Genomic DNA, 21,174 nt, shown 5'->3' on the forward strand with positions numbered 1-21,174 from the left:
AATTATCCTAAAGCGCCAGGTACCAGAGGAACAAAACGAACAGCTTCAATTTGCTGCTCTTTGTATTCATCGCCATGACGAGTAATTAATTTTAAAACTTGGTTTTGTTCACCAACAGGAATGATCAAGCGACCGCCATCAGCTAGCTGGGCTAGTAATGCCGCTGGCACTTCTTTGGGTGCCGCCGTCACTATAATGGCTTGAAACGGGGATTTACTGTGCCAACCTTGCCAACCATCACCATGTTTCATTGCCACATTATGTAAATCCATCGTGCGTAATCTTCGTTTTGCTTGCCATTGCAACGACTTAATACGTTCAACAGTAAACACCTTGGCTGATAACTGCGCCAATATGGAGGTTTGATAGCCAGAGCCCGTACCTATTTCTAGAATGCTGTCTGGCACGCCATCAGCAAGTAGCAGCTCTGACATTTTTGCCACTATATAGGGTTGTGATATGGTTTGCCCTTGGCCAATCGGTAATGCCGTATTGTCATAGGCTTTATGCGCTAGAATTTCAGGCACAAAAATATGCCGAGGCGAACGGGCAATCGCCTGTAATACTTGTTGATTTTTGATGCCTTCAGCCAATAGTTTTTGTGCCAGTAATTCTCCACTTCGACTCGACTTTCCGCCGATATTACTGCCTACTCGGGTATTGATATTACTTTGTCTCATAGTGAAAGTTCATTAATCCATTCGGTCATTTTTGCCAGGCTTTTATAAGCGGTCATATCTATGGTTAATGGGGTAATTGATGCATAACCATTGGCTATGGCATGAAAATCAGTCCCCACGCCAGCATCAAGTTCTTTTCCTAATGGGCCATACCAATAAATATCACGTTGCCAAGGGTCTTGCACCTTTTTCATGGTTTCCGCTTTATGGCGGTTACCTAACCGTGTGACTTGAATACCTTTTAATTCATCTAGCGGCACATCAGGTACATTAATATTAATAATTTGATCACTTGGCAGCGGGTGCAACTGCAAGCGCTCAATAAACTTGGCGGTAACAACGGCAGCAGTTTGAAAGTGTTTGGGATCTGAAGACACTAGTGATACCGCTATTGCAGGCATACCTAAATGGCGCCCTTCTGTTGCCGCGGCTACCGTGCCAGAATAAATGGTATCGTCACCTAAATTAGCACCGTGATTAATACCCGCCACCACTAAATCAGGTTTTGGCTGCATTAATTGGGCGGCACCTAAATGCACGGCATCAGTGGGTGTACCATTGACAGAAATAAAGCCATTTTCTAATGTCTGCGCTCGTAATGGATTCAGTAGTGTTAACGAATTGCTTGCGCCACTGCAATTTCTATCGGGCGCAACTACGGTTACATCAAATATTTTGGCTAATTCGTCAAAAAGCACTTTAATGCCATCAGCATGAACACCGTCATCATTACTCAGTAATATTCTCATGTTAGCTTTTTAACTCCTTGTTGTTATCTACTGCGCTAGTCTGGGTTTTAGTTGCAGCCGCTGTGTGCCTGGCTGCACTAACATCAACCCGCTCGGTCATATCTTTATAGTCGATTAACTCACGCATAATGGTGGTGGCATAAGCACCTGATGGCAAGAAAAATGACAAGGTTACAACATCGTTATCTACACTAATGTTAGTGTCTTTAATCGTTAAGCGAATACGTCGACGTTCTTGCTTCAAACCAAAACGCGGTAAACCTTCGCAAAATTCTGGCTGGCCATCGCCGATGCTTTGCTCAAAAATACGCGCATCGCCTGTGGTCATTAATTCGCCCGCTCCCCACATAGAGGCCGTAATATCTAGGTCATGTTCAACTAATCGTGCTTGTAGACTTTCATCGATGACATCAGCGAGAAATACCGACTGTGTTCCCGCTAACATCAAGACGTCACCATTCATTAAGCGGTCGAATTTTTGTTGTTCGATGCGTTGGCCAACCATTTGGTTGAAAATCAATGAACGTGCAGCCGATAAATACATACCACGTTTTTTCTTGTCTTTAACTTTTTGACCGGAGAATAAGCCTAAGGCTTTTTCAATATTGCCGCCATTGATACCAAAGCGTTGTTCACCAAAATAGTTTGGTACGCCAAAATTAGTCACTACGTGCCAACGTCTTATTAGCTCGTCAATTTCAGTCACGTCACGTAAGGTGATTTCAAAACGATTACCGTCTAAACCGCCAATACGCAATTTTTTGTTATGGCGTTTATAGGATAAAACTTCAACACCTTCGATGTTTAAGTCACTTAAATCATAACTTTGCTTACCGGGCACATGCACACCAAACCATTGCTCAGTGACCGCAAAGCGATCTTTTAAACCCGCATAGGAAACTAACGATTCTTTCACGGAAAAATATTGCGCTAGTTGCTTGGCAACAAAAGCGGTATTGGCGCCAGTTTTTCGAATATGAATAAAAAGATGTTCACCTTCACCACAAGGTTCAAAGGGAATTTGTTCAAATACTTTAAAGTCTGACCTATGACGACGCAACAAGCCGGTCGATTTTGGTTTACCATATAAATAGGAAAATTCAGGCAAGGGAGATTGGCTTGGCTCAGCTACTGGCTTATCGCTTTGAACGGCTGGCTCTGGTGCTTTCAATTCACTTTGAACAGCGGGCTTTGGTACTTTTCTTTTGTCTTGCTTAATCGGCTCTGCAACTGTATTTAACTTACTGTTAGGTTCAGTTTTGATCAATAGGACAACAGCATGCACGCTAATGCCTTCTTTGCGACCCACATAGCCTAACTTTTCAGTGGTAGTTGCTTTGACATTGACTTGTTCGATATCTGCTTGTAAATCTTGTGCTAAACATTCACGCATGGCTAAAAGATGCGGTGCTATTTTTGGTGCTTGCGCACAAACAGTAATGTCCGCATTACCTAAGCCGTAGCCTTTTCCTTGCATTAAGCCAACCACATGGCGCAATAAAATACGGCTCGATATATTCTCGTATTGGTCATCAGTATCAGGAAAATGGTTACCAATATCGGCTAAACATAATGCCCCTAAAATGGCATCACATAAGGCATGAATAGCCACATCACCATCAGAGTGAGCAATAAAACCAAATTCATACGGAATAACAACACCCGCTAAAACTAATGGCCCTGCACCACCAAATTGATGAACATCAAACCCGTGACCTATTCGCATACTACCTCTGATTGTAAATTATTTTTTGTTGGTTAAGAATAAATTCAGCTAAAAACAAATCTTCTGGCTGGGTAATTTTTATATTGTCACTGCTGCCATTGACTAAACCGCTTGCAAAACCCGATGCTTCCATCGCTGATGATTCATCGGTAATACTGATCCCTTTTGCTAAAGCCGCAGTAATAGCTGCGGTTAGTTCAAGCGTTTTGTACATTTGTGGCGTCAGCGCATGCCACATTTGACTACGATCTAAGCTGCTTGCTACTAATTGCTCGGTATTCGCTTGCTTCATGGTATCGCGAACAGGGCTTGCTAATAAGCCGCCATGATCGTTTTTAAGACAGTAGTTAATTAAGCGAGTTAAGTCTTGATGTCGAACACAAGGCCTGGCGGCATCATGCACCAACACCCATTGTTCTTGACCAGCATGTAAATATTTTAAACCGGCAAGTACCGAATCAACACGCTCTTTGCCACCCGTAACACAGGTAATATTTTTATGATTAACTAAACTGGTACTAGGAAAATATTCATCGTTTTCACCTAGGGCAATAATGACATGAGAAATTGCCTCGTGGCTGAGTAAACGCTGAACGGTATGTTCTAAAATAGTTATGTTTTCAATGGTTAAATATTGTTTTGGACAAGACGAACGCATGCGTTTGCCAACACCTGCAGCGGGCACTACGACAGTAAAATGCCCTAATAAGTTACTCATTATCGCAATCGTTCCTTCTTGTCGGCATCGTCATCATTAGGAATGACGCGGAAAAATGTCTCGCCCTGTTTGATCAGACCTAATTCATGGCGAGCACGTTCTTCAATCGCTTCCGTGCCAGATTTTAAATCGTCAGTATCAGCATAAAGTAATTTGTTACGTTGCTTTAGCTTATTGTTATTGGCGAGCTGGCGAGTTACTTCTTCTTCTAATACTAGATAATCAGGCACACTGTTTTTACCAAACCAAAGTCGGTATTGCAAAAGTACCAGAAAAAGTAGTAAAACTGTCGTGATCAGCCGCATAATGTATCTAAAGTTGATATCGAAGAGATAATATTGATACGCTATTATAAATACGTACCGTCTGCTGTAAACACCCAACAAGATTTAAAATCAATTGTCAGGCAAATTTACCCTAGGTTGTTTGAAATTACGCCAATTAATGGTGCAAGACAATAATAATTCTCGCAATGAAGGCATAATGGGCTGCAGTTTTTGACCATCTTTCCAACGATGCCCAGCGCAGGCTGCGCTCATTACTTTTTTCGTTGGCTTGAGTAAATTCACTTTATGACGAGTTACTTCGCTCTCTGCCTCACTATCTGCTTCAATGTCTGCCTCACTTGCTCTGTCACCCTCATTTTTTGCCCTGTTACTTGCAGCGCTGACCGTTTCGTTATCCATTAAGTAAAACCAGCCATAAACATTGGTTCGAAATCGCTGTTTTTCTAAATCAATTCGGTCGATACAATCGAGCACAATATGGCCATTTAACGCGATAGGCACTACTAAACCATGCACTAACTCTTGGCTCTTATACCAAGCAGTAACAGTTTCATCATAAGCCGACAATTGGCTTATTTCAGGTGACCTAGCCACTTGCTTAGCTAACCAACTGGCATTTTGAATATCTAATGCCAGTGGTGTTTGTGCCTTTAATAACGCGAATGCTGTACGTTTAACATAATGAGGTAAGCTTTTAATTCTGCCTTGTAAACTTGCTAGCGCTAAACATTCATTGCGGGCTAAGGTGATTAACTCTCGTTCATAAAGGGCATTACACAGCTCAGCAAAGTCTGATGACTGCTGCTGTGATTGCCATAATAATGATTGAATGACCATGAATTTAATGACTACTTGAATTAACGCTGATAATTTAAGCATACTTGATTGTGGTTAAAGATAAAATCGCTAAAGCTGATCTGCGCATTGTTTTACCTATAGCATGACGGGTACTAACGACTTATACAGGGCTATTATTTTTAACGGTATTTTTTAAAGATGTACGACAGCGGTTAAACAAATCTGCACCAACATGAGTTTAAATTTTAGACCAAACGAGCATTTACAAGTGGTTTGGGTATAATATAAAAATAGTTTCCCCGCCAGTTTTGGAGTAAATAATGAGCGTAATTGAAGTAAAGCATCCCCTAATTAAACACAAACTCGGCATAATGCGTGAAGCCGATATAAGTACCAAGCGTTTTCGCGAACTTGCCTCGGAAGTTGGCTGTCTATTAACCTATGAAGCCACTAAGCACCTTGAATTAGAAACTAGAACCATCAATAGTTGGAATGGTGAAATTCAAGTAGAACAAATTAAAGGTAAAAAAGTCACCGTTGTCCCTATTTTACGTGCAGGTTTAGGCATGATGGACGGCGTTTTAGAGCTGATTCCTAGCGCACGTATCTCTGTTGTTGGTATGTATCGTAACGAAGAAACACTAGAGCCAGTGTTTTATTTTGAAAAATTAGCGGGGCAAATTGAAGAACGTCTCGCCCTAGTGATTGACCCCATGCTAGCGACAGGCGGCTCTATGATAGCCACAATCGACTTATTAAAAGAGCGTGGTTCAAACCATATCAAAGCCCTAGTTTTAGTGGCTGCGCCAGAAGGTATAGCCGCGTTAGAAAAAGCACACCCTGATGTTGAGCTTTATACCGCAGCTATTGATGACTACTTAGATGATGCAGGTTATATATTGCCAGGTTTAGGTGATGCGGGTGATAAAATTTTTGGCACTAAGTAGTTACTATAACTCAGCGACTTAAAGGTGCTATCTGCAGCATCTTTAAGGTGTTTAGCTCAATTTTTGTTGCGATAACAAACATCGAATATAGTATTTAAAAAGTGGTCGAAAAAACTCAAGTGTGCGATTGGTAACCCTGTTTATTCGTTAACTACGGCATTGCGACCAGTTTATTAGCTATTTTTTTCATCGCTATCGCAGCATTATTGTCCATACCTCTATTCATCAAAATAATAAAACCATCTTTCTTATTAGGGTCAAAATATAAGGCAGTAAAAACCCCTAAATCAGCGCCCATATGCCCGATTAATCCCATGCTATTATCTCGCCAAAAAAAACGTTGTTTATCAGAAATATCCTTAGGTAATTGTAACCTTAGCATTTCTTCATACATAGCATCTGACAGCAGCTTATTACCCAATGGGTCTTTATTTTCTAGCACAGCAACTAACAGCCTACTCAAATCTTTAATACTGCTACGTATACCACCATCTGGATATTGTGGGTTACCAAAGTGAGGATAAGCGACAAAACGCTTACTTTCTGAAGCTGGATTAAAATAACCACTAATAAACAAGTTTAACTCGGCCGATTCAGTGTCACTGCAAATAGCCAGAAATGGAATACACTGTTCAACCTCATAGGGCACAGCAATTTGTGCTAGTGACAAATCATGTAATAACCAACGGGTATCCTGCATACCTAATGGCTGAAAGATATGTTGCTGACTATATTCGGCTAAGGTGATACCGGTTGTTACTTCGACTAAATATCCGGCTAGGCCGGCGGCTAAATTACTGTATTTCCTTTTAGCACCTGGGGCATTATTTAAAAAATATTGCCCTTGGTTATAGTTTTTTCCTGTTGGGGTTAACAAGGATTTAAGGTGTTGTTCTAATGAAATATCAGCATCTTTATTAATGGCATAACTGTCAACATCATAATAATCCGCGATACCTGAGGTGTGGGTAACCAAATGTCTTAGGGTTATTTTTTCATGAGTTATATGAGGATTATCGATTTTAAATGGCAGATAGTCGTTAATGTCTCGGTCTAAAGCTAATGTTCCTTGTTCTACCAACTGCAACAACACCAAGCCCATAATCGGCTTACTAATAGAGGCTATATTAAATAACGTATTTTGTGTCACTGCTGTGTTCAATTCGACATTAGCTTTACCATACACTTGTAAAAAAGTGACTTTAGCGTTTGAAATTTTAGCTATGGCTAAACCGGGAATAGCGGCTTCTTGCATCAAAGCAGGGATATATTTTTCAATATTTTCTATCTCATCGCTCAGCGCTTTCTGCTTAGGCAAGAGATACCAAAGCAGTGGCAATAACAAAATAATAAGGACAGCTTTTTTCATGGTTTAGCTCTATGGCTTAAAATACAACATCAGCATCAGCAAGATACAGGCCAAACATAACAAACTGATTTCATGAGCTTTATTTTTAGATCATAATGATGATTGTGCTAAAATCATAAATACTGGCAAATCCGACGACTTATTCACAAGTATAACATTCAGTAAAGGCGCTATATTTGAACACTGTGGTGCAGGCAAGGTAAGTCGTACCAAAATTAAGAGTCGGCTTAAAGCCTGATGGTCACAAAAAAACCACTCATTTGAGTGGTTTTTTAATATTCAATATCGCTTAAATTAGCCGCGGGATTTTGCTACCACACGTAATAACCCAACTGGCAAACATAAGCGTCATCACACAAAAAGTTTATGATTATTGGCCTTTGACTTCAGACAAGCCGTTAAATATAGCTTTATCACCTAAAAACTCTTCAATGCGTAATAACTGATTGTATTTAGCAACACGGTCTGAACGACATAAAGAACCGGTTTTGATTTGTCCTGCGGCTGTGCCTACGGCTAAATCAGCAATAGTTGAGTCTTCAGTCTCGCCTGAGCGATGTGAGATCACGGCGGTAAAACCAGCGTCTTTCGCCATTCTAATCGCTGCTAAGGTTTCTGTTAATGTACCAATTTGGTTGAATTTGATTAAGATAGAGTTACCAATACCTTGCTCAATACCACGGGCTAATATTTTAGTATTAGTGACAAATAAATCATCACCAACAATTTGCACTTTATCGCCAAGTAGATCGGTTTGGTATTTAAAGCCATCCCAGTCTGACTCGTCCAAGCCGTCTTCAATTGAAATGATCGGGTATTGCTCACAAAGACTTGCTAAAAAATCAGAGAATTCGTTGGCCGTAAATTGCTTGCCTTCACCTTTTAGGTCATAAATGCCTTTTTCTGCATCATAAAATTCAGAAGCAGCACAATCCATCGCTAAGGTGACGTCTTTACCTAATTCGTAACCTGCCGCGGCAACCGCTTCTTTAATGACTGCTAAGGCATCAGCATTTGAGGCTAAATCAGGGGCAAAACCACCTTCATCACCCACAGCGGTATTTAAACCTTTTGCAGACAATACTTTTTTCAAAGCATGGAAAATTTCAGCGCCCATACGTAGCGCTTCTTTAAAGCTTTTCGCGCCAACCGGTTGTACCATAAATTCTTGGATATCAACGTTATTGTCAGCATGCTCGCCGCCATTGATAATGTTCATCATAGGTAAAGGTAGTGAGTATTGACCTGGCGTACCGTTGAGATCGGCAATGTGCTCAAATAATTGTACTTTCTTTTCCATTGCAGCCGCTTTTGCATTCGCTAAAGAAACAGCAAGAATAGCATTAGCACCGAAGGTTTCTTTATTCTCTGTGCCGTCTAAATCAATCATGATTTGATCTATGTTTGCTTGCTCTAAAGCACTTTTGCCTTTCAATGCGTTAGCAATCGGATTGTTAACCGCAGCAACGGCTTTTAATACACCTTTACCTAAGTAACGTGATTTGTCGCCGTCACGTAATTCAAGTGCTTCACGAGAGCCAGTTGATGCGCCAGAAGGAGCAGCAGCTCGACCCCAAGCACCCGACTCTAAATACACGTCAGCTTCAACTGTTGGGTTGCCACGAGAATCCATGATTTCGCGTGCGATAATTTTACTAATATTAGACATTATGTTCCTTATTCCTTACTAGCTAGACTAGGCAGGTTATAAACGTTAAATTAAAGGTTAAAATTGCTTAAAAAAAACCGTAGCAATAAGCTACGGTTTTCATGAGTTTGATTTAACTTGCTTGCTGCTTTTGATGTTCAAAAGCGGCGGCAATAAAGCCAGCAAAAAGCGGGTGACCATCACGAGGAGTTGAATTAAACTCAGGATGGAATTGCCCAGCAATAAACCAAGGGTGATTAGGATTTTCAATCACCTCAACTAATGTTTTATCCGCAGATAATCCCGAGAACACTAAACCTGCTTTGCTTAATTGTTCACGGTAGTTATTATTTACCTCAAAACGATGACGGTGTCTCTCATAAATTGTTTCACTACCATATACGTCATATGCCTTGGTACCTTTCATAATGTGACACAATTGTGAGCCTAAGCGCATGGTTCCGCCTAAGTCAGATTCAGCATTACGGTATTCAACTTTACCTTCTTCATCTAACCATTCGTTGATTAAGCCAACAACTGGGTAAGGTGTTTTGGTATTAAATTCGGTACTGTGTGCGTCAGTTAAACCGGCAACATTACGGGCATACTCAATCAATGCCACTTGCATACCTAAACAAATACCCAAATAAGGTATTTTATTTTCACGCGCATATTGTGCGGTTAAAATTTTACCTTCAACACCACGTTCGCCAAAGCCACCAGGGACTAAAATAGCGTCCAAACCTTTAAAAAGCTCAACCCCTTTAGACTCAACATCTTGTGAATCAATATATTGAATTTTAACTTTTACTTGGTTTTTAATGCCGGCATGCTTTAACGCTTCATTAACTGATTTATATGCATCAGGTAATTCGGTATATTTACCGACCATACCAACAACCACTTCACCTGATGGGTTAGCTTCTTTATAAAGTACTTGCTCCCAATCAGATAAGTCAGCTTCGGGAACATCAAGGCCAAAACGCTTAACCACTAACTCGTCAGCGCCTTGCGCTTTAAGTAAGGCGGGCACTTTATAAATAGAGTCAACATCGCGCAATGAAATAACCGCTTTTGCTTCGACATTAGTAAATAGTGAAATTTTAGCGCGTTCATTAGCGGGAATAGCACGCTCACTTCGACAAACTAAAATATCTGGAAAAATACCGATTGAACGTAATTCTTTCACAGAATGCTGGGTAGGTTTAGTCTTGATTTCACCGGCGGTAGCAATATAAGGCACTAAGGTTAAGTGCATAAACATCGCACGTTCTCGGCCTAATTCTACCCCTAACTGACGGATAGCTTCTAAGAAGGGTTGTGATTCAATGTCACCCACAGTGCCGCCAATTTCAACCATGGCAATATCGTAGCCTTCAGCACCTTCAATCACTCGACGTTTAATGTCGTTAGTAATATGAGGAATAACTTGAATAGTGGCACCTAAAAACTCACCTTTACGCTCGCGCGCTAGAATATCTTGATAGATACGGCCCGTAGTGAAGTTATTACGCTTGGTCATTTTGGTTCGAATGAAACGTTCGTAGTGACCTAAATCTAGATCGGTTTCTGCTCCGTCTTCGGTAACAAAAACCTCACCATGCTGAATTGGGCTCATTGTACCCGGATCAACATTAATATAAGGGTCAAGCTTAAGCATGGTAACTTTTAAACCACGTGCTTCGAGAATTGCGGCTAGTGATGCTGCAGCAATACCTTTACCAAGAGACGATACAACGCCGCCAGTAACAAAAATATATCTAGTTGTCATGCGATACCCAGAGTCAGGAAAAACAGAAATTTTGCACTAAATTGATTTGATGTTTGGTTAACAAATAAATTTAGTAGGACGGGAAAACATTATACTGAAAAGCCGTGTACACAACAATATGATCAAGGCATCTAGTTGCACAAAATTTCATTTAAATACTCAATATTGGCCTTAAAGCATGATTGTATATATTAAAAAACGGGGTAAACTGGTGTTTTCCTTTGCAAAAAATAAAAATTAATCATTATGACTCAACTACAAAAAGTATTAGATGCTATCGACACCATAAATAAAGCCGATATCAACACCACGATTGTTGACGGCATTAGCCAACCTAAAGAGCTTTTGTACGGTCAATACATGACAGCTTGCCTTGAAAAATATTGGCCAGATGCCAGTGAAAATTTACAGGTTGCGGTTCGTGCACAACACGTAAAACGCTGGCACTTAAAACGTACCGACTTCGCCATTGGCAAAAAAGGGTATTTAACCTGGCGTAAAGAATTAGGTATTTTTCATGCGGCTACCGCTAAAGCCATAATGCTTGAGCATGGCTATAGTGAAGAGGCCGCTGAAACCAGCGCGACGATTATTCGTAAAGAAAACTTAAAATCGAACAGTGAAAGCCAAACCTTGGAAGACGTAGCCTGCTTAGTGTTTTTACAATACTATTTTGATGCCTTGGCCGCTAAACATAAAGAAGAAAAAATCATTCGTATTTTACAGCTGACCTGGCGAAAAATGTCAACGCAAGGCCAAGAAATTGCCTTAAGCTTAACCTTACCGCCCCATTTAGCGCAGCTGGTGGTTAAAGCACTGGCTTAGTGCTTTAACCTGCAATATTCAACATTTACTTCCCCCTGAGCTTTTGGCTACTTGTTCAGGGGTAGCTTTTTCAGGCGATTTACCTGCTGGCCTATGGTCATTTAATGGCATTCACAGATTGCTATTAGAAGTAGGTAAACGCCAAAGAAAAATAAATGGCCAGACAACCAAGGCAACCACTAACACTTTTAACCAAATCGTAGGCAAAATATAACCCGACCACAATACAGCAACAACCATTGAACTTAAGGCTAGCACTTTTGCGCGTTTTGGAATGCAACGAGATTGCTGCCAATGATAAATCAATGGCCCAAACACTTTATTGGCTAATAGCATGTTATACAATCGCGGCGACGACTTAGCAAAACAGGCGGCGGCAACCAATAAAAAAGGTGTGGTGGGCAATAAAGGTAAAAAAGCGCCAATAAAAGCTAATGCCACAAAAAATATTCCCACTATCTTTAACAACATAACGTTATAGTACCCTCAGACTTGAGTTAAAATCCGCCGTTAATCTTCAATTAACTAGCGCTCAGTATTTCAGCCAAACAAATAAGCCCCTAAGATTAAAAAGACCGCGTTCATTAGCATCAAAATGGCTACATGGTAACTGATATCCGCTAATATTGCCGCTTCAGTGATCATTTTACGCGCACTAGCCACTAAATAGATTTAAGGTTTCTTTCATCGTAACAAAGTCTGTAAGGCGGTATGCTGAAATACAATGCCAACTTTTTGCGATATTGACTCATCAATGGGCTTAGCATAATAAAACACTGGCCTTTGCTCGCTTTGATAATACCTTTCATGATTTCTATGGCAGTAGTTTTGCCAACACCCTTGAGTCCGAGCAAGCCAAAACAATGACCTTTTTGAATCACAAAGTTTATATTGTTTACTGCAACAACATCTTTATAACGCTTGGTTAAGTGCTCACGCGAATAACTTATTGCAGGGCACGCCTCAATATAACCTAGCTTGTTTTCTAACCGTTCACTTAACCTATTAATACCAAAACAGAGATACCTTCAAATGATAATAATTATCATTTGCATTTAATTGTGTTTTCAATTATTGTTTTTAACAAAGCTGTTTTATCAAAAATATTAAGGATGAATAATGGGATCAAGACAGATAAATGAAGGCTGTAGAGGTAAAGTCAAAGTTGAAATTTCAGCTTTATTGTTAGCAAAATTAATTAGCTCAGGCGCCTTAACAGGCCATAACTGTAGATGCCTAGACAACAATGCCCGTAGTACCTTATGGCAGTCGTTGCTGAACTTAAGTATTAATTCAACAACTAATTTAACGACTAACTTAAAAAGCGCGGAGAAATAAAATGACCACAGAACCACCTATTGTTGATATTTACTATTTGGAAGCTTGGCTAGAAACCTTCGTTTGTTGCTGCAACCCATCAGCAAACAAACAGTCACTGGCAAAAATATGTGTTGCGATCAATGCAATTATGCAACATGAAGACTTTGATCAAATAGCTGATCATTATTGCAGCTATCATAAAATGAAAAATTATTGGCAATGGCGTTACGACCTTGCTTAATACCCAGTTGATTAATGACCTGTGCATTTTTAATCAACTGGGTATAACACTGACTGTTTACAATTTATGGACTAGCACTTGATGAGCCCTAATATAATTGATTAGGTGTAGGTTTAAGGCTTTTTTACCGGTAAAACCATACTGTTGGCAAACTTTTTCAATACTATGTTTTTGTAAAATACGCGCAACTAAGGGTAATGCTTCAGGGTTAAACTGTTCCGTACAATGCCTTAATAGCCATTGGTGTAGCGCATAAACACAGCTGCTAAATTGACGTTGGCCAGAAGTAAAGTCGTTAACGCTTTGCAAAATATCACGCGCTAGTACCGACGTTTTCAACGTCTTATTACCCTTGAGCAATTGCCAGACTAATTTTGCTGGCATATGGGTAAACTCATCGGTTAGCCAATAATCAAATTGTTGGTAAAACTGCTCAACAATCACTTGCTGTAAGTGGCTAGCATTAGGCGTTAAGGCTTTAGTCACCAAACAAGAGTGCTCACCACTGGCTTTGTCTTTACTAAATCCTACTCGGGCAACGGCGAAGCCAGCTTGCTGCCAAAACTTGAGCAAAGTAGCGTTGCCCGCAAAACTAGCGCCAATAAAGTCTATGCCTTGGCGTGTAATATGGCGTTCAATAGCACTTAAAAAGTGTCTACCTAAGCCTTGCCCCTGAAATTGAGGATGTATCGCAATACGCATCACACGTTGATAACTATAATTAAAACTTTCCTTAATACCACAATGCATCAGTAATGATTGTGGTAAAAACTGATCGCGTAACCGACGCTGATTTTCCCGAATTAGCTCAACCAGTTTTTCATCTGCATGCCCTTCTCGCATGAGCATAACAACACCTAAAATATCGTTTTCACGTTTAAGTACAAACAATGATATAGCGCTATTGTTTAGCAGTAACTTTAGATCACTGGGTGAGGTTTGATAGTGAGCTGTTACTAACACCGCAAAAACTTGCTGTAAAAGCGTTTCGTTTTGCAGTAGTTGTGCGGGGGTAACAAGCTCGGTCACTAGCTTATATTGCGAAAGTAAATCACTTTGCGATTGCACGTTGTTAGCCAGACTTTCAGCCCCGACTTTAGCCTCACTCTTGATCTCTCTTTTGATCTCACTTTTGCTCTCTCTTTTAATTTCAGGGATAGCATTATTCATGGCTAAGAAAGTGTTGGGGTAATTAGGCAATTTGGCGTTTAGCAAGCAACTAGCAAAAACGAATTGCTCGAGCGGATCATCACTTGCCCAGCGAATAGCTTCATTAATGTGCATTTTGCGCCAATTCGGCATCAATCGCTGCAGCACCAGAGCAAACTTAAGACTAAAGCCGCGACCTGCGCCTTCATAACCATGAATAGTAGTGGCAAATATTAAGCGATGATAATGGCTAAGTAATTGCTGCAAAAGATAAACAGGCAAGGCGGCAGCTTCATCAACCATGACTATACTGGCTTCGGGTTGCTCTTTTAACAGCACATCGATAGCATAAAAAACAATGCTGCCGTTGGCATGCTCTACACTATTTATGCCAACTTTGGCATCAGGCAAGTGCGTTTCAACTTGCTGAAAAAAAACGTTAAGTGCTGATTTACTTGCCGCCGTGATGATGATTTTTAGTGGCTGTTTAGCATTAGCCAACATTTGACACGCAGCAATTGCTAAAGCTGAAGACTTACCCCGACCACGATCTGCGGTTAGTACCAAAGGCCTATCTCTATGACCCGACAATACCTTGAGCATAGCCTCAACCGCTAACACTTGTTCTTGAGTGAAACAGCCGTATGGCAGGTTTTTCACTTGCTGAGCAGTGCTTAATTGTCCATCGTCAACAAGATTGTCTTGCGCTGTTTTATTCAAAGACAATAACGCTGGAAGTTCGATTTTATCTTGTTTAATGAAATAACCATGTTCAGCGGATAATTGCAGCATAAAACGTTGAAGGAAATAATCTTGCGATTGTGCCTGGTTAACTTGTTCGACTTGCGACGGCTTTAATAAAAGTAAAAATACGCCACCAGCCACTAAAGTGCCCGAAAGCGCGGCAAAGGCATCAACATCAAAATCACTTTCGACATGGCAGGCATCATTATCTACCTTGTTAACACCCTTACTTTCTACCGCAAATACAATAACGTCTTGCTCAGTACCTAAATACTGAGCATAATTTTTTCGATTGACTGAAATTAACTGATTAGCGCGACTAGCATGGGCAAGTTCACCATAAAAAAGACCTTGTTTATGGTGCTCCTCGTTTGACTCTTGGGCGGATAAAAATAAAGTTAAACTTGTCTCAAGCTGTTCAGTAGTCCAAGCAGCATCACCCACTAACACCACTAAACTACGCCAGCGCTTAGCCTGATTTTGTTGCTGTAACTGCAAACACCAGTGAGAAAAACTTTCTTTCGACATGCTATTTAACCTTAAAAAATATCTTGGCTAACACCAAGAGATATATACCCAATTCATTGCGAGGTGCAGCTTAGCAGAGCACTGATCTAAGCACTAATCAAAGCTAAATAACTGTACGGTAGAAAATCGTCACTTTAGCATTTTTAGTACAACATTTTTTTAGAATAAAATAATTAGTTGAAAATCTACCATTAGTTGCCTATGTTCAAATTATCTATCTTTGTTAGATTTACTATGATGACAATCATGACAATGAGTACGATTAAATTTAACCCTTAGCTAGCATTAACAGGTTTAAGCCACTATTTATTGTAATTACAGAAAATACTGTAAAAGCCTTAGGTATAAAAAATGTGCGACGATTTCACAGATGACGCTAGCCTAAACTTCGAACAGGACAGTTATGACAAAGACTTGCCTAAAGGCAAGCAGGCCAAACATAACAGCGAAGTCAGAAAACGCATTGACGACTTATTAGCACAAAAACGCCTCAAAGCATTACTCGATGACATAGACAATTGGGATATCTAATCCATGAGGTGGTGCAAAGTTAAGTATTACCACTCAGTTAGAAGCCAACAGTAAATATTATCGATAATATTTTATCAGTAACGATTTGTTTATCACATAAAGCTGATATTATTAGTCTAATATCTACGCTACTTAATGATCCTACATTATGACTTTATTTGAAAAATTGCGCTGCTTATTTACCTTTGGTCAAGGCGTTGCCTTGCCATTACCACCCATTGATGAAAATGCCGATCCTTTTTCATTATTTAAACTTTGGTTTGATGACGCCAATAAGTCGGGTGTTTTACTGCCCGAGGCAATGTCTGTCAGTAGTGTAAGCCAAGACGGGCAACCAAGCTGTCGCATGGTTTTATTAAAAGAGTTTAACCAAGATGGTTTTATCTTCTATACCAATTACAGCAGTAGAAAGAGCCAAGAATTAAATAAAAATGACAAAATTGCACTGCTATTTCACTGGAATGTATTGCAACGTCAAATTCGCATTGAAGGCTGTGTTGAAAAAGTCAGTGCTGAGCAGTCAGCAAAATATTTTCATAGCCGTGATCGCGGCAGCCAAATTGGCGCTTGGGCATCAAAACAAAGTAGCGAAATTCAAACTGATACTGAACTGGCTGATAGCGTTACTTATTACACGAAAAAATTTGCTGGCAAAGCAGTACCTTTACCTGAGTTTTGGGGTGGCTGGCGCATTAAACCAAACTATATAGAGTTTTGGCAAGGCCGAGCGAGCCGTTTGCATGACAGAGTTTGTTTTAAACAACATAACAATCAATGGAAAAATTTCAAACTGCAACCTTAAACGCCATAACCTTAAACATACTAGCCTTAAACTTAGTAGCCTTAAACACATTAACAATTTAATGCAACTAAGTGGGTTCACCCATACCATCAAGCAAAAAAGGAGCACATGGCTCCTTTTTTAATATTGTGTCTGTTGTAAAGTTATCCGACTAAAGCTAACAATATGCCGGCAGCAACCGCTGAGCCTAACACACCAGCAACGTTTGGCCCCATCGCATGCATAAGTAAGAAGTTATGTGGATTAGCCTCTAAACCAACCTTGTTAGCGACACGAGCAGCCATTGGCACTGCCGATACACCCGCGGCACCAATGAGTGGATTAACTTTTTCTTTAGCAAATTTATTCATTAGCTTCGCCATTAACACACCCGTAGCAGTACCAATAGAAAATGCTATTGCGCCTAACGCGAGTATGCCTAAAGTTTTAGCATTTAAGAATTGATCAGCGCTTAACTTAGAACCAACACCTAGTCCTAAGAAGATAGTGACAATATTAATTAACTCATTTTGTGCTGTCGAACTTAGGCGGTCTACCACGCCACACTCGCGCATTAAGTTCCCCAAACAAAACATACCCACTAACGGCGTTGCTGCCGGTAGAAAGAAAATTGTCATCATTAAAACGCCCAGTGGGAAAATAATTTTCTCAACTTTTGTGACATGACGTAATTGCGCCATCTCAATTTTACGTTCATCTTCTGTGGTTAATGCTCGCATGATTGGCGGTTGAATAATTGGTACTAATGCCATATACGAATAAGCGGCAACAGCAATCGCCCCCAGTAAGTCAGGAGCAAGTTTTGACGCTAAAAATATCGCGGTCGGACCATCTGCTCCACCAATGATAGCGATAGCTGAGGCATCTTTCATAGAGAAGTCTAGACCAACAAAGTTCAACGCTATGGCACCAAACAAAGTGGCGAATATGCCAAATTGCGCAGCAGCACCTAATAACAATGTTTTAGGATTAGCAATCAGCGCGCCAAAATCTGTCATGGCACCAACGCCCATAAAGATCAATAACGGGAATATGCCAGTATCAATTCCAGCGTAGTAAATGTAATGCAGCAAACCACCTACTTCAGAAAAGCCGGCAGCAGGAATATTAGTTAAAATAGCACCAAAACCCATCGGCACTAATAATAGCGGTTCAAAGTTACGGGCAATGGCAAGATAAAGTAAACCACAACCCACTAGCATCATGATCACTTGGCCTAATTCAAAGTTTGCTAGGCCTGTAGACATCCACAATAATTTTAAAGAATCCATGGGTTATCCTATACCAAGCTTAACAAGATATCACCAACGGCGACTGAGTCACCTTCTTTGGTGTGAATAGCTGATATTTCACCGGCTGTTATTGCCCGGATTTCAGTTTCCATTTTCATCGCTTCCATAATGATAACCACTTCGCCTGCTTCGACTTCGTCACCTTCATTTACCAACACTTTAAAAATATTACCCGCTAAAGGCGCTTTTAAAGCTTCACCATCGCTTGAACTTGCCGCAGGTGCTTTGCTCGCTGGCGCAATAGTATCTATTGAACCACCAGGGGCAACAACAACGTCAAAGACTTTACCGTCAACACTTACCGCGTAACTTTCAGGGCCAGTGTTTGTTGAACTCGTTGCTGGTGCTGCAGTCGCACTTTTAGCAGAGGCTTTAGTCGGTGCGGGCTCAAAAGCATCTGGGTTATTGCGATTGGTTAAAAATTTCAAACCAATTTGTGGGAACAATGCATAAGTTAGCACATCATCGATAGTGTCTTCAGCTAGCGTAATATTTTTCTCTTCGGCAATTTGTTGCAATTCAACCGATAATTTATCCATTTCTGGGTCAAGTAAGTCTGCTGGGCGACAAGTAATTGCGGCTTTGCCATCGAGCACTCTTGCTTGTAATTCAGCATCAACTGGCGCGGCAGTCTTACCGTACTCGCCTTTTAATACACCAGCCGTTTCTTTGGTAATTGACTTGTAGCGTTCACCGGTAAGGACATTTAATACCGCTTGAGTACCAACAATTTGTGAAGTCGGTGTCACCAAAGGAATATAACCCAGGTCTTTACGCACTTTTGGAATTTCTGTTAGCACTTCATCAAGCTTATCCGCCGCGCCTTGCTCTTTTAATTGACTTTCCATATTGGTTAGCATGCCACCAGGTACTTGTGCGACTAAGATACGCGCATCAATACCCCGCAAGCTACCTTCAAACTGGGCATATTTTTCGCGCACTTCACGAAAATAAGTGGCTACTTCTGCTAATTTAAGCATGTCTAAGCCAGTATCACGTGCTGTACCTTCAACAATAGAAACAATAGTTTCTGTTGGTGAATGGCCGTAAGTCATACTCATTGATGAAATAGCCGTGTCGATCACGTCAATATCTGCATCAATGGCTTTCATGTGTGTCGCAACACTCAAGCCTGTTGTGGCATGACAATGTAGTGCAATAGGTAAAGCAACAGTTTCTTTTAAACGGCTAATAAGCTCAGCGGCATCGTAAGGCTTCAACAGGCCAGCCATATCTTTGATACACAAAGAGTGTGCGCCCATGTCTTCTAGTTGCTTAGCCATGGTTAGCCAGCCTTCAAGGGTATGCACAGGACTCTCAGTATAACTTAAGGTTCCTTGAGCATGCGCGCCAACTTTTACCGCAGCTTTAATCGATGTTTGTAAGTTACGCACATCGTTCATCGCATCAAAAATTCTAAAAACATCAATGCCATTAACGTGAGCGCGCTCAACAAATTTTTCTACCACATCGTCAGCATAATGACGGTAACCTAGAATATTTTGACCACGAAACAACATTTGCTGTTTTGTTTTTGGCATCGCCTTTTTTAGCGCTCGAAGACGCTCCCAAGGATCTTCACCTAAATAACGAATACAAGAATCAAATGTTGCGCCACCCCAAGATTCAATTGACCAATAACCAATTTCATCCATTTTAGCAGCAATGGGTAACATATCTTCCAAACGTAAACGTGTGGCGAGCAATGATTGATGGCCGTCGCGTAAGACGACTTCAGTTATTCCTAAGGGCTTAGTCATGGTCATTTCCTATTTCTGTGCAGAATGTTGTTGACGATATTGGGTAACAGCAGAAGAGATTGCTGCGACGACTGCCGGTGATACACCGTTGCCATCTTGTTTTTTATTGTTTTTTTTACTTGAGGCTCTACTTTCAACAATCGCATCAGGAAATTTTGTTGCCAACCTAACCAGCACAACCTTGATAAAAACAATCAGCAAACCTAAAAAGGTAAATACAAATACCATACCGGCTAGCATTAAAGTACCTGCTTCAATAAATAACTGTTGAAGATTTTCCATTTTTTTACTCTCAAGCAATTTTATATAATTAGAATAATCACTCCAATGTGTAAAAAGCAAACAAATTATTACAAATTGGTAAAAAAAAACAATGTCAAGCTAAAATAGTTCAAAAAAACAACTAAATCTAATGATATTTCGTCATTATTTTATACAAAATGGTATATCAAGTAAATTGTATACAATATCAAATCCATGAATAACGGTTATTAGAAAAAGAAAAACAAGGATATTATACAATATACAAAACTTAAAGCCGACACTAATGAACCACCTTGTTTTGCTTAAAAAAACTACATTAATCACAAAATATCATTATTTTATGATCAATAAAAATCTAAAAAAACATCTACTGATTAGACTAAATAATGGCTTATTTAGTCAGTATTAAAATACTAGTAATGCATATTTTTAGTTTCAGATAAATGTTGTTGATAATAAGAATGTCGATCAAAAGGTCTTTAAACTCATCTTTGACTAATTCAGAGGCAAGCTAATAACTATAAAAATACTCAACCAAATGAGTGTCTAAATTACACTGACTCAAAAAAATAACCGATAGTCACAATATTTCACACACTTTGCTTATGCTAAATTTACTATTTATTGCACTTAGCGCACTAATAACAATTTAATTAATTAAGCGCTCTACTTTTTCATCCGGAAAAATAGCTAAATACGAAGCATAAAATTTAATCAGTGGTTATTTACCTTATCTTATAAATTTTATGACGCTGTAACTTTTCATTTTAACCATTCAAAGTGAACAGGTAATACCATTTTGATTAAATTTGTGATCTAATTGGTTTCATTTTTCATACATTGATATCAGTCGTTATGATCACACTTGAATCCATTGATTTTAAATCTCTTATAGCAAAGGAAACTAATGGGCGAATGCGGGTTCGTTTGATGGCGCTTTCTCATATCAAAAGTGGCGCTAATAACACACAGACAGCACGAAACTTACATATTAGTCGACGTATTGTTAATGACTGGGTTAAAAG

21 protein-coding genes and 1 pseudogene are annotated in these 21,174 nt (G+C 39.9%); 6 read left to right on the forward strand and 16 right to left on the reverse strand.

Translation table 11 applies throughout. The features are described 5' to 3' along the window. Positions 1-2: 2 nt before the first annotated feature. The 7 genes and pseudogenes from H4J41_RS05185 to H4J41_RS05215 form a co-directional block, all read right to left on the reverse strand. Positions 3-680: a protein-L-isoaspartate(D-aspartate) O-methyltransferase gene (locus H4J41_RS05185; protein WP_182136156.1), complete on the reverse strand. Its 678-nt coding sequence runs from the start codon at positions 678-680 to the stop codon at positions 3-5. Next, entirely contained in the window at positions 677-1,429 is a 753-nt protein-coding gene (gene surE / locus H4J41_RS05190; RefSeq protein ID WP_182136157.1) for a 5'/3'-nucleotidase SurE, read from the reverse strand. The genes H4J41_RS05185 and surE overlap by 4 nt, the downstream gene beginning before the upstream one ends. A 1-nt stretch (position 1,430) precedes the next feature. Beyond that, positions 1,431-2,696, reverse strand: coding sequence for a tRNA pseudouridine(13) synthase TruD (gene truD / locus H4J41_RS05195; RefSeq protein ID WP_259365555.1), 1,266 nt, complete (start codon positions 2,694-2,696; stop codon positions 1,431-1,433). Then, positions 2,682-3,155: pseudogene (ispF, locus tag H4J41_RS05200) on the reverse strand (2-C-methyl-D-erythritol 2,4-cyclodiphosphate synthase); the annotation flags it as partial. The pseudogene ispF and the gene truD, both read right to left, overlap by 15 nt. Before the next feature lies 1 nt (position 3,156). Further along, positions 3,157-3,873 (reverse strand): 2-C-methyl-D-erythritol 4-phosphate cytidylyltransferase, encoded by a 717-nt coding sequence (gene ispD, locus H4J41_RS05205; RefSeq protein WP_182136158.1) that lies wholly within the window; start codon positions 3,871-3,873, stop codon positions 3,157-3,159. Continuing rightward, positions 3,873-4,178: a cell division protein FtsB gene (gene ftsB / locus H4J41_RS05210; RefSeq protein WP_182136159.1), complete on the reverse strand. Its 306-nt coding sequence runs from the start codon at positions 4,176-4,178 to the stop codon at positions 3,873-3,875. The genes ispD and ftsB overlap by 1 nt, the downstream gene beginning before the upstream one ends. A gap of 90 nt (positions 4,179-4,268) precedes the next feature. Next, positions 4,269-4,997 carry a hypothetical protein gene (locus H4J41_RS05215; RefSeq protein WP_182136160.1) on the reverse strand — a complete coding sequence of 243 codons (729 nt, stop codon included), beginning with the start codon at positions 4,995-4,997 and terminating at the stop codon, positions 4,269-4,271. A 281-nt stretch (positions 4,998-5,278) separates the two neighbouring features. On the opposite strand from H4J41_RS05215, the gene upp reads away from it, so the two are divergent. Then, positions 5,279-5,905 carry a uracil phosphoribosyltransferase gene (gene upp, locus H4J41_RS05220; protein WP_182136161.1) on the forward strand — a complete coding sequence of 209 codons (627 nt, stop codon included), beginning with the start codon at positions 5,279-5,281 and terminating at the stop codon, positions 5,903-5,905. Positions 5,906-6,056: 151 nt separating this feature from the next. Here upp and H4J41_RS05225 read toward each other — a convergent pair whose 3' ends face one another. The 3 genes from H4J41_RS05225 to H4J41_RS05235 form a co-directional block, all read right to left on the reverse strand. Beyond that, a complete protein-coding gene (locus H4J41_RS05225; RefSeq protein ID WP_182136162.1) occupies positions 6,057-7,274 on the reverse strand; it encodes a serine hydrolase in 1,218 nt (405 codons plus the stop codon). A 370-nt stretch (positions 7,275-7,644) separates the two neighbouring features. Next, positions 7,645-8,943, reverse strand: coding sequence for a phosphopyruvate hydratase (gene eno / locus H4J41_RS05230; protein WP_182136163.1), 1,299 nt, complete (start codon positions 8,941-8,943; stop codon positions 7,645-7,647). A 112-nt stretch (positions 8,944-9,055) separates the two neighbouring features. After that, positions 9,056-10,693, reverse strand: a complete 1,638-nt coding sequence (locus tag H4J41_RS05235) for a CTP synthase (RefSeq protein WP_182136164.1) — start codon at positions 10,691-10,693, stop codon at positions 9,056-9,058. 246 nt (positions 10,694-10,939) lie between these two features. Between H4J41_RS05235 and H4J41_RS05240 the strand changes: the two genes are divergently transcribed. After that, entirely contained in the window at positions 10,940-11,518 is a 579-nt protein-coding gene (locus tag H4J41_RS05240) for a DUF4202 domain-containing protein (RefSeq protein ID WP_182136165.1), read from the forward strand. A gap of 111 nt (positions 11,519-11,629) precedes the next feature. On the opposite strand, the gene H4J41_RS05245 is transcribed toward H4J41_RS05240, so the two are convergent. Continuing rightward, positions 11,630-11,989: a YbaN family protein gene (locus tag H4J41_RS05245; protein ID WP_182136166.1), complete on the reverse strand. Its 360-nt coding sequence runs from the start codon at positions 11,987-11,989 to the stop codon at positions 11,630-11,632. A gap of 191 nt (positions 11,990-12,180) precedes the next feature. Beyond that, a complete protein-coding gene (locus H4J41_RS17810) occupies positions 12,181-12,399 on the reverse strand; it encodes a hypothetical protein (protein ID WP_182136167.1) in 219 nt (72 codons plus the stop codon). Positions 12,400-12,637: 238 nt separating this feature from the next. Here H4J41_RS17810 and H4J41_RS05255 point away from each other — a divergent pair, with 238 nt between their 5' ends. Both H4J41_RS05255 and H4J41_RS05260 read left to right on the forward strand, forming a co-directional pair. After that, complete coding sequence (locus H4J41_RS05255) at positions 12,638-12,856, forward strand: hypothetical protein (protein WP_182136168.1); 219 nt, start codon at positions 12,638-12,640, stop codon at positions 12,854-12,856. 1 nt (position 12,857) lies between these two features. After that, positions 12,858-13,079: a hypothetical protein gene (locus H4J41_RS05260; protein WP_182136169.1), complete on the forward strand. Its 222-nt coding sequence runs from the start codon at positions 12,858-12,860 to the stop codon at positions 13,077-13,079. 57 nt (positions 13,080-13,136) lie between these two features. Here the strand turns inward: H4J41_RS05260 and H4J41_RS05265 are convergent, their stop codons facing one another. Beyond that, complete coding sequence (locus tag H4J41_RS05265) at positions 13,137-15,500, reverse strand: GNAT family N-acetyltransferase (protein ID WP_182136170.1); 2,364 nt, start codon at positions 15,498-15,500, stop codon at positions 13,137-13,139. A gap of 351 nt (positions 15,501-15,851) precedes the next feature. Between H4J41_RS05265 and H4J41_RS05270 the strand changes: the two genes are divergently transcribed. Continuing rightward, a complete protein-coding gene (locus H4J41_RS05270; protein WP_182136171.1) occupies positions 15,852-16,031 on the forward strand; it encodes a PA3496 family putative envelope integrity protein in 180 nt (59 codons plus the stop codon). Positions 16,032-16,179: 148 nt separating this feature from the next. After that, a complete protein-coding gene (gene pdxH, locus H4J41_RS05275; protein WP_182136172.1) occupies positions 16,180-16,833 on the forward strand; it encodes a pyridoxamine 5'-phosphate oxidase in 654 nt (217 codons plus the stop codon). 143 nt (positions 16,834-16,976) lie between these two features. Here pdxH and H4J41_RS05280 read toward each other — a convergent pair whose 3' ends face one another. From H4J41_RS05280 to H4J41_RS05290, 3 genes are read right to left on the reverse strand one after another with little or no spacing between them, the layout of a single operon-like run. After that, on the reverse strand, positions 16,977-18,104 hold the full coding sequence (locus H4J41_RS05280) for a sodium ion-translocating decarboxylase subunit beta (protein WP_182136173.1): 1,128 nt from the start codon (positions 18,102-18,104) through the stop codon (positions 16,977-16,979). Positions 18,105-18,112: 8 nt separating this feature from the next. Next, entirely contained in the window at positions 18,113-19,885 is a 1,773-nt protein-coding gene (gene oadA, locus H4J41_RS05285; RefSeq protein WP_182136174.1) for a sodium-extruding oxaloacetate decarboxylase subunit alpha, read from the reverse strand. 9 nt (positions 19,886-19,894) lie between these two features. Beyond that, entirely contained in the window at positions 19,895-20,167 is a 273-nt protein-coding gene (locus H4J41_RS05290) for an OadG family transporter subunit (protein ID WP_182136175.1), read from the reverse strand. Between the last annotated feature and the right edge of the window lie 1,007 nt (positions 20,168-21,174).

The sequence above is a fragment of the Colwellia sp. MB3u-45 genome (assembly GCF_014077005.1).
GTDB lineage: Bacteria > Pseudomonadota > Gammaproteobacteria > Enterobacterales > Alteromonadaceae > Cognaticolwellia.

What these genes read in the sequence shown, in the direction of transcription:
- H4J41_RS05240 (WP_182136165.1), top strand. Translation starts at nt 10,940, where the DNA reads ATGACTCAACTACAAAAAGTATTAGATGCTATCGACACCATAAATAAA.
- H4J41_RS05290 (WP_182136175.1), bottom strand. Translation starts at nt 20,167, where the DNA reads ATGGAAAATCTTCAACAGTTATTTATTGAAGCAGGTACTTTAATGCTA.
- upp (WP_182136161.1), top strand. Translation starts at nt 5,279, where the DNA reads ATGAGCGTAATTGAAGTAAAGCATCCCCTAATTAAACACAAACTCGGC.
- H4J41_RS05235 (WP_182136164.1), bottom strand. Translation starts at nt 10,693, where the DNA reads ATGACAACTAGATATATTTTTGTTACTGGCGGCGTTGTATCGTCTCTT.
- H4J41_RS05280 (WP_182136173.1), bottom strand. Translation starts at nt 18,104, where the DNA reads ATGGATTCTTTAAAATTATTGTGGATGTCTACAGGCCTAGCAAACTTT.
- H4J41_RS05270 (WP_182136171.1), top strand. Translation starts at nt 15,852, where the DNA reads ATGTGCGACGATTTCACAGATGACGCTAGCCTAAACTTCGAACAGGAC.
- H4J41_RS05245 (WP_182136166.1), bottom strand. Translation starts at nt 11,989, where the DNA reads ATGTTGTTAAAGATAGTGGGAATATTTTTTGTGGCATTAGCTTTTATT.
- H4J41_RS05265 (WP_182136170.1), bottom strand. Translation starts at nt 15,500, where the DNA reads ATGTCGAAAGAAAGTTTTTCTCACTGGTGTTTGCAGTTACAGCAACAA.
- H4J41_RS05185 (WP_182136156.1), bottom strand. Translation starts at nt 680, where the DNA reads ATGAGACAAAGTAATATCAATACCCGAGTAGGCAGTAATATCGGCGGA.
- H4J41_RS05215 (WP_182136160.1), bottom strand. Translation starts at nt 4,997, where the DNA reads ATGGTCATTCAATCATTATTATGGCAATCACAGCAGCAGTCATCAGAC.
- eno (WP_182136163.1), bottom strand. Translation starts at nt 8,943, where the DNA reads ATGTCTAATATTAGTAAAATTATCGCACGCGAAATCATGGATTCTCGT.
- H4J41_RS05255 (WP_182136168.1), top strand. Translation starts at nt 12,638, where the DNA reads ATGGGATCAAGACAGATAAATGAAGGCTGTAGAGGTAAAGTCAAAGTT.
- pdxH (WP_182136172.1), top strand. Translation starts at nt 16,180, where the DNA reads ATGACTTTATTTGAAAAATTGCGCTGCTTATTTACCTTTGGTCAAGGC.
- surE (WP_182136157.1), bottom strand. Translation starts at nt 1,429, where the DNA reads ATGAGAATATTACTGAGTAATGATGACGGTGTTCATGCTGATGGCATT.
- H4J41_RS05260 (WP_182136169.1), top strand. Translation starts at nt 12,858, where the DNA reads ATGACCACAGAACCACCTATTGTTGATATTTACTATTTGGAAGCTTGG.
- oadA (WP_182136174.1), bottom strand. Translation starts at nt 19,885, where the DNA reads ATGACTAAGCCCTTAGGAATAACTGAAGTCGTCTTACGCGACGGCCAT.
- ispD (WP_182136158.1), bottom strand. Translation starts at nt 3,873, where the DNA reads ATGAGTAACTTATTAGGGCATTTTACTGTCGTAGTGCCCGCTGCAGGT.
- ftsB (WP_182136159.1), bottom strand. Translation starts at nt 4,178, where the DNA reads ATGCGGCTGATCACGACAGTTTTACTACTTTTTCTGGTACTTTTGCAA.
- H4J41_RS05225 (WP_182136162.1), bottom strand. Translation starts at nt 7,274, where the DNA reads ATGAAAAAAGCTGTCCTTATTATTTTGTTATTGCCACTGCTTTGGTAT.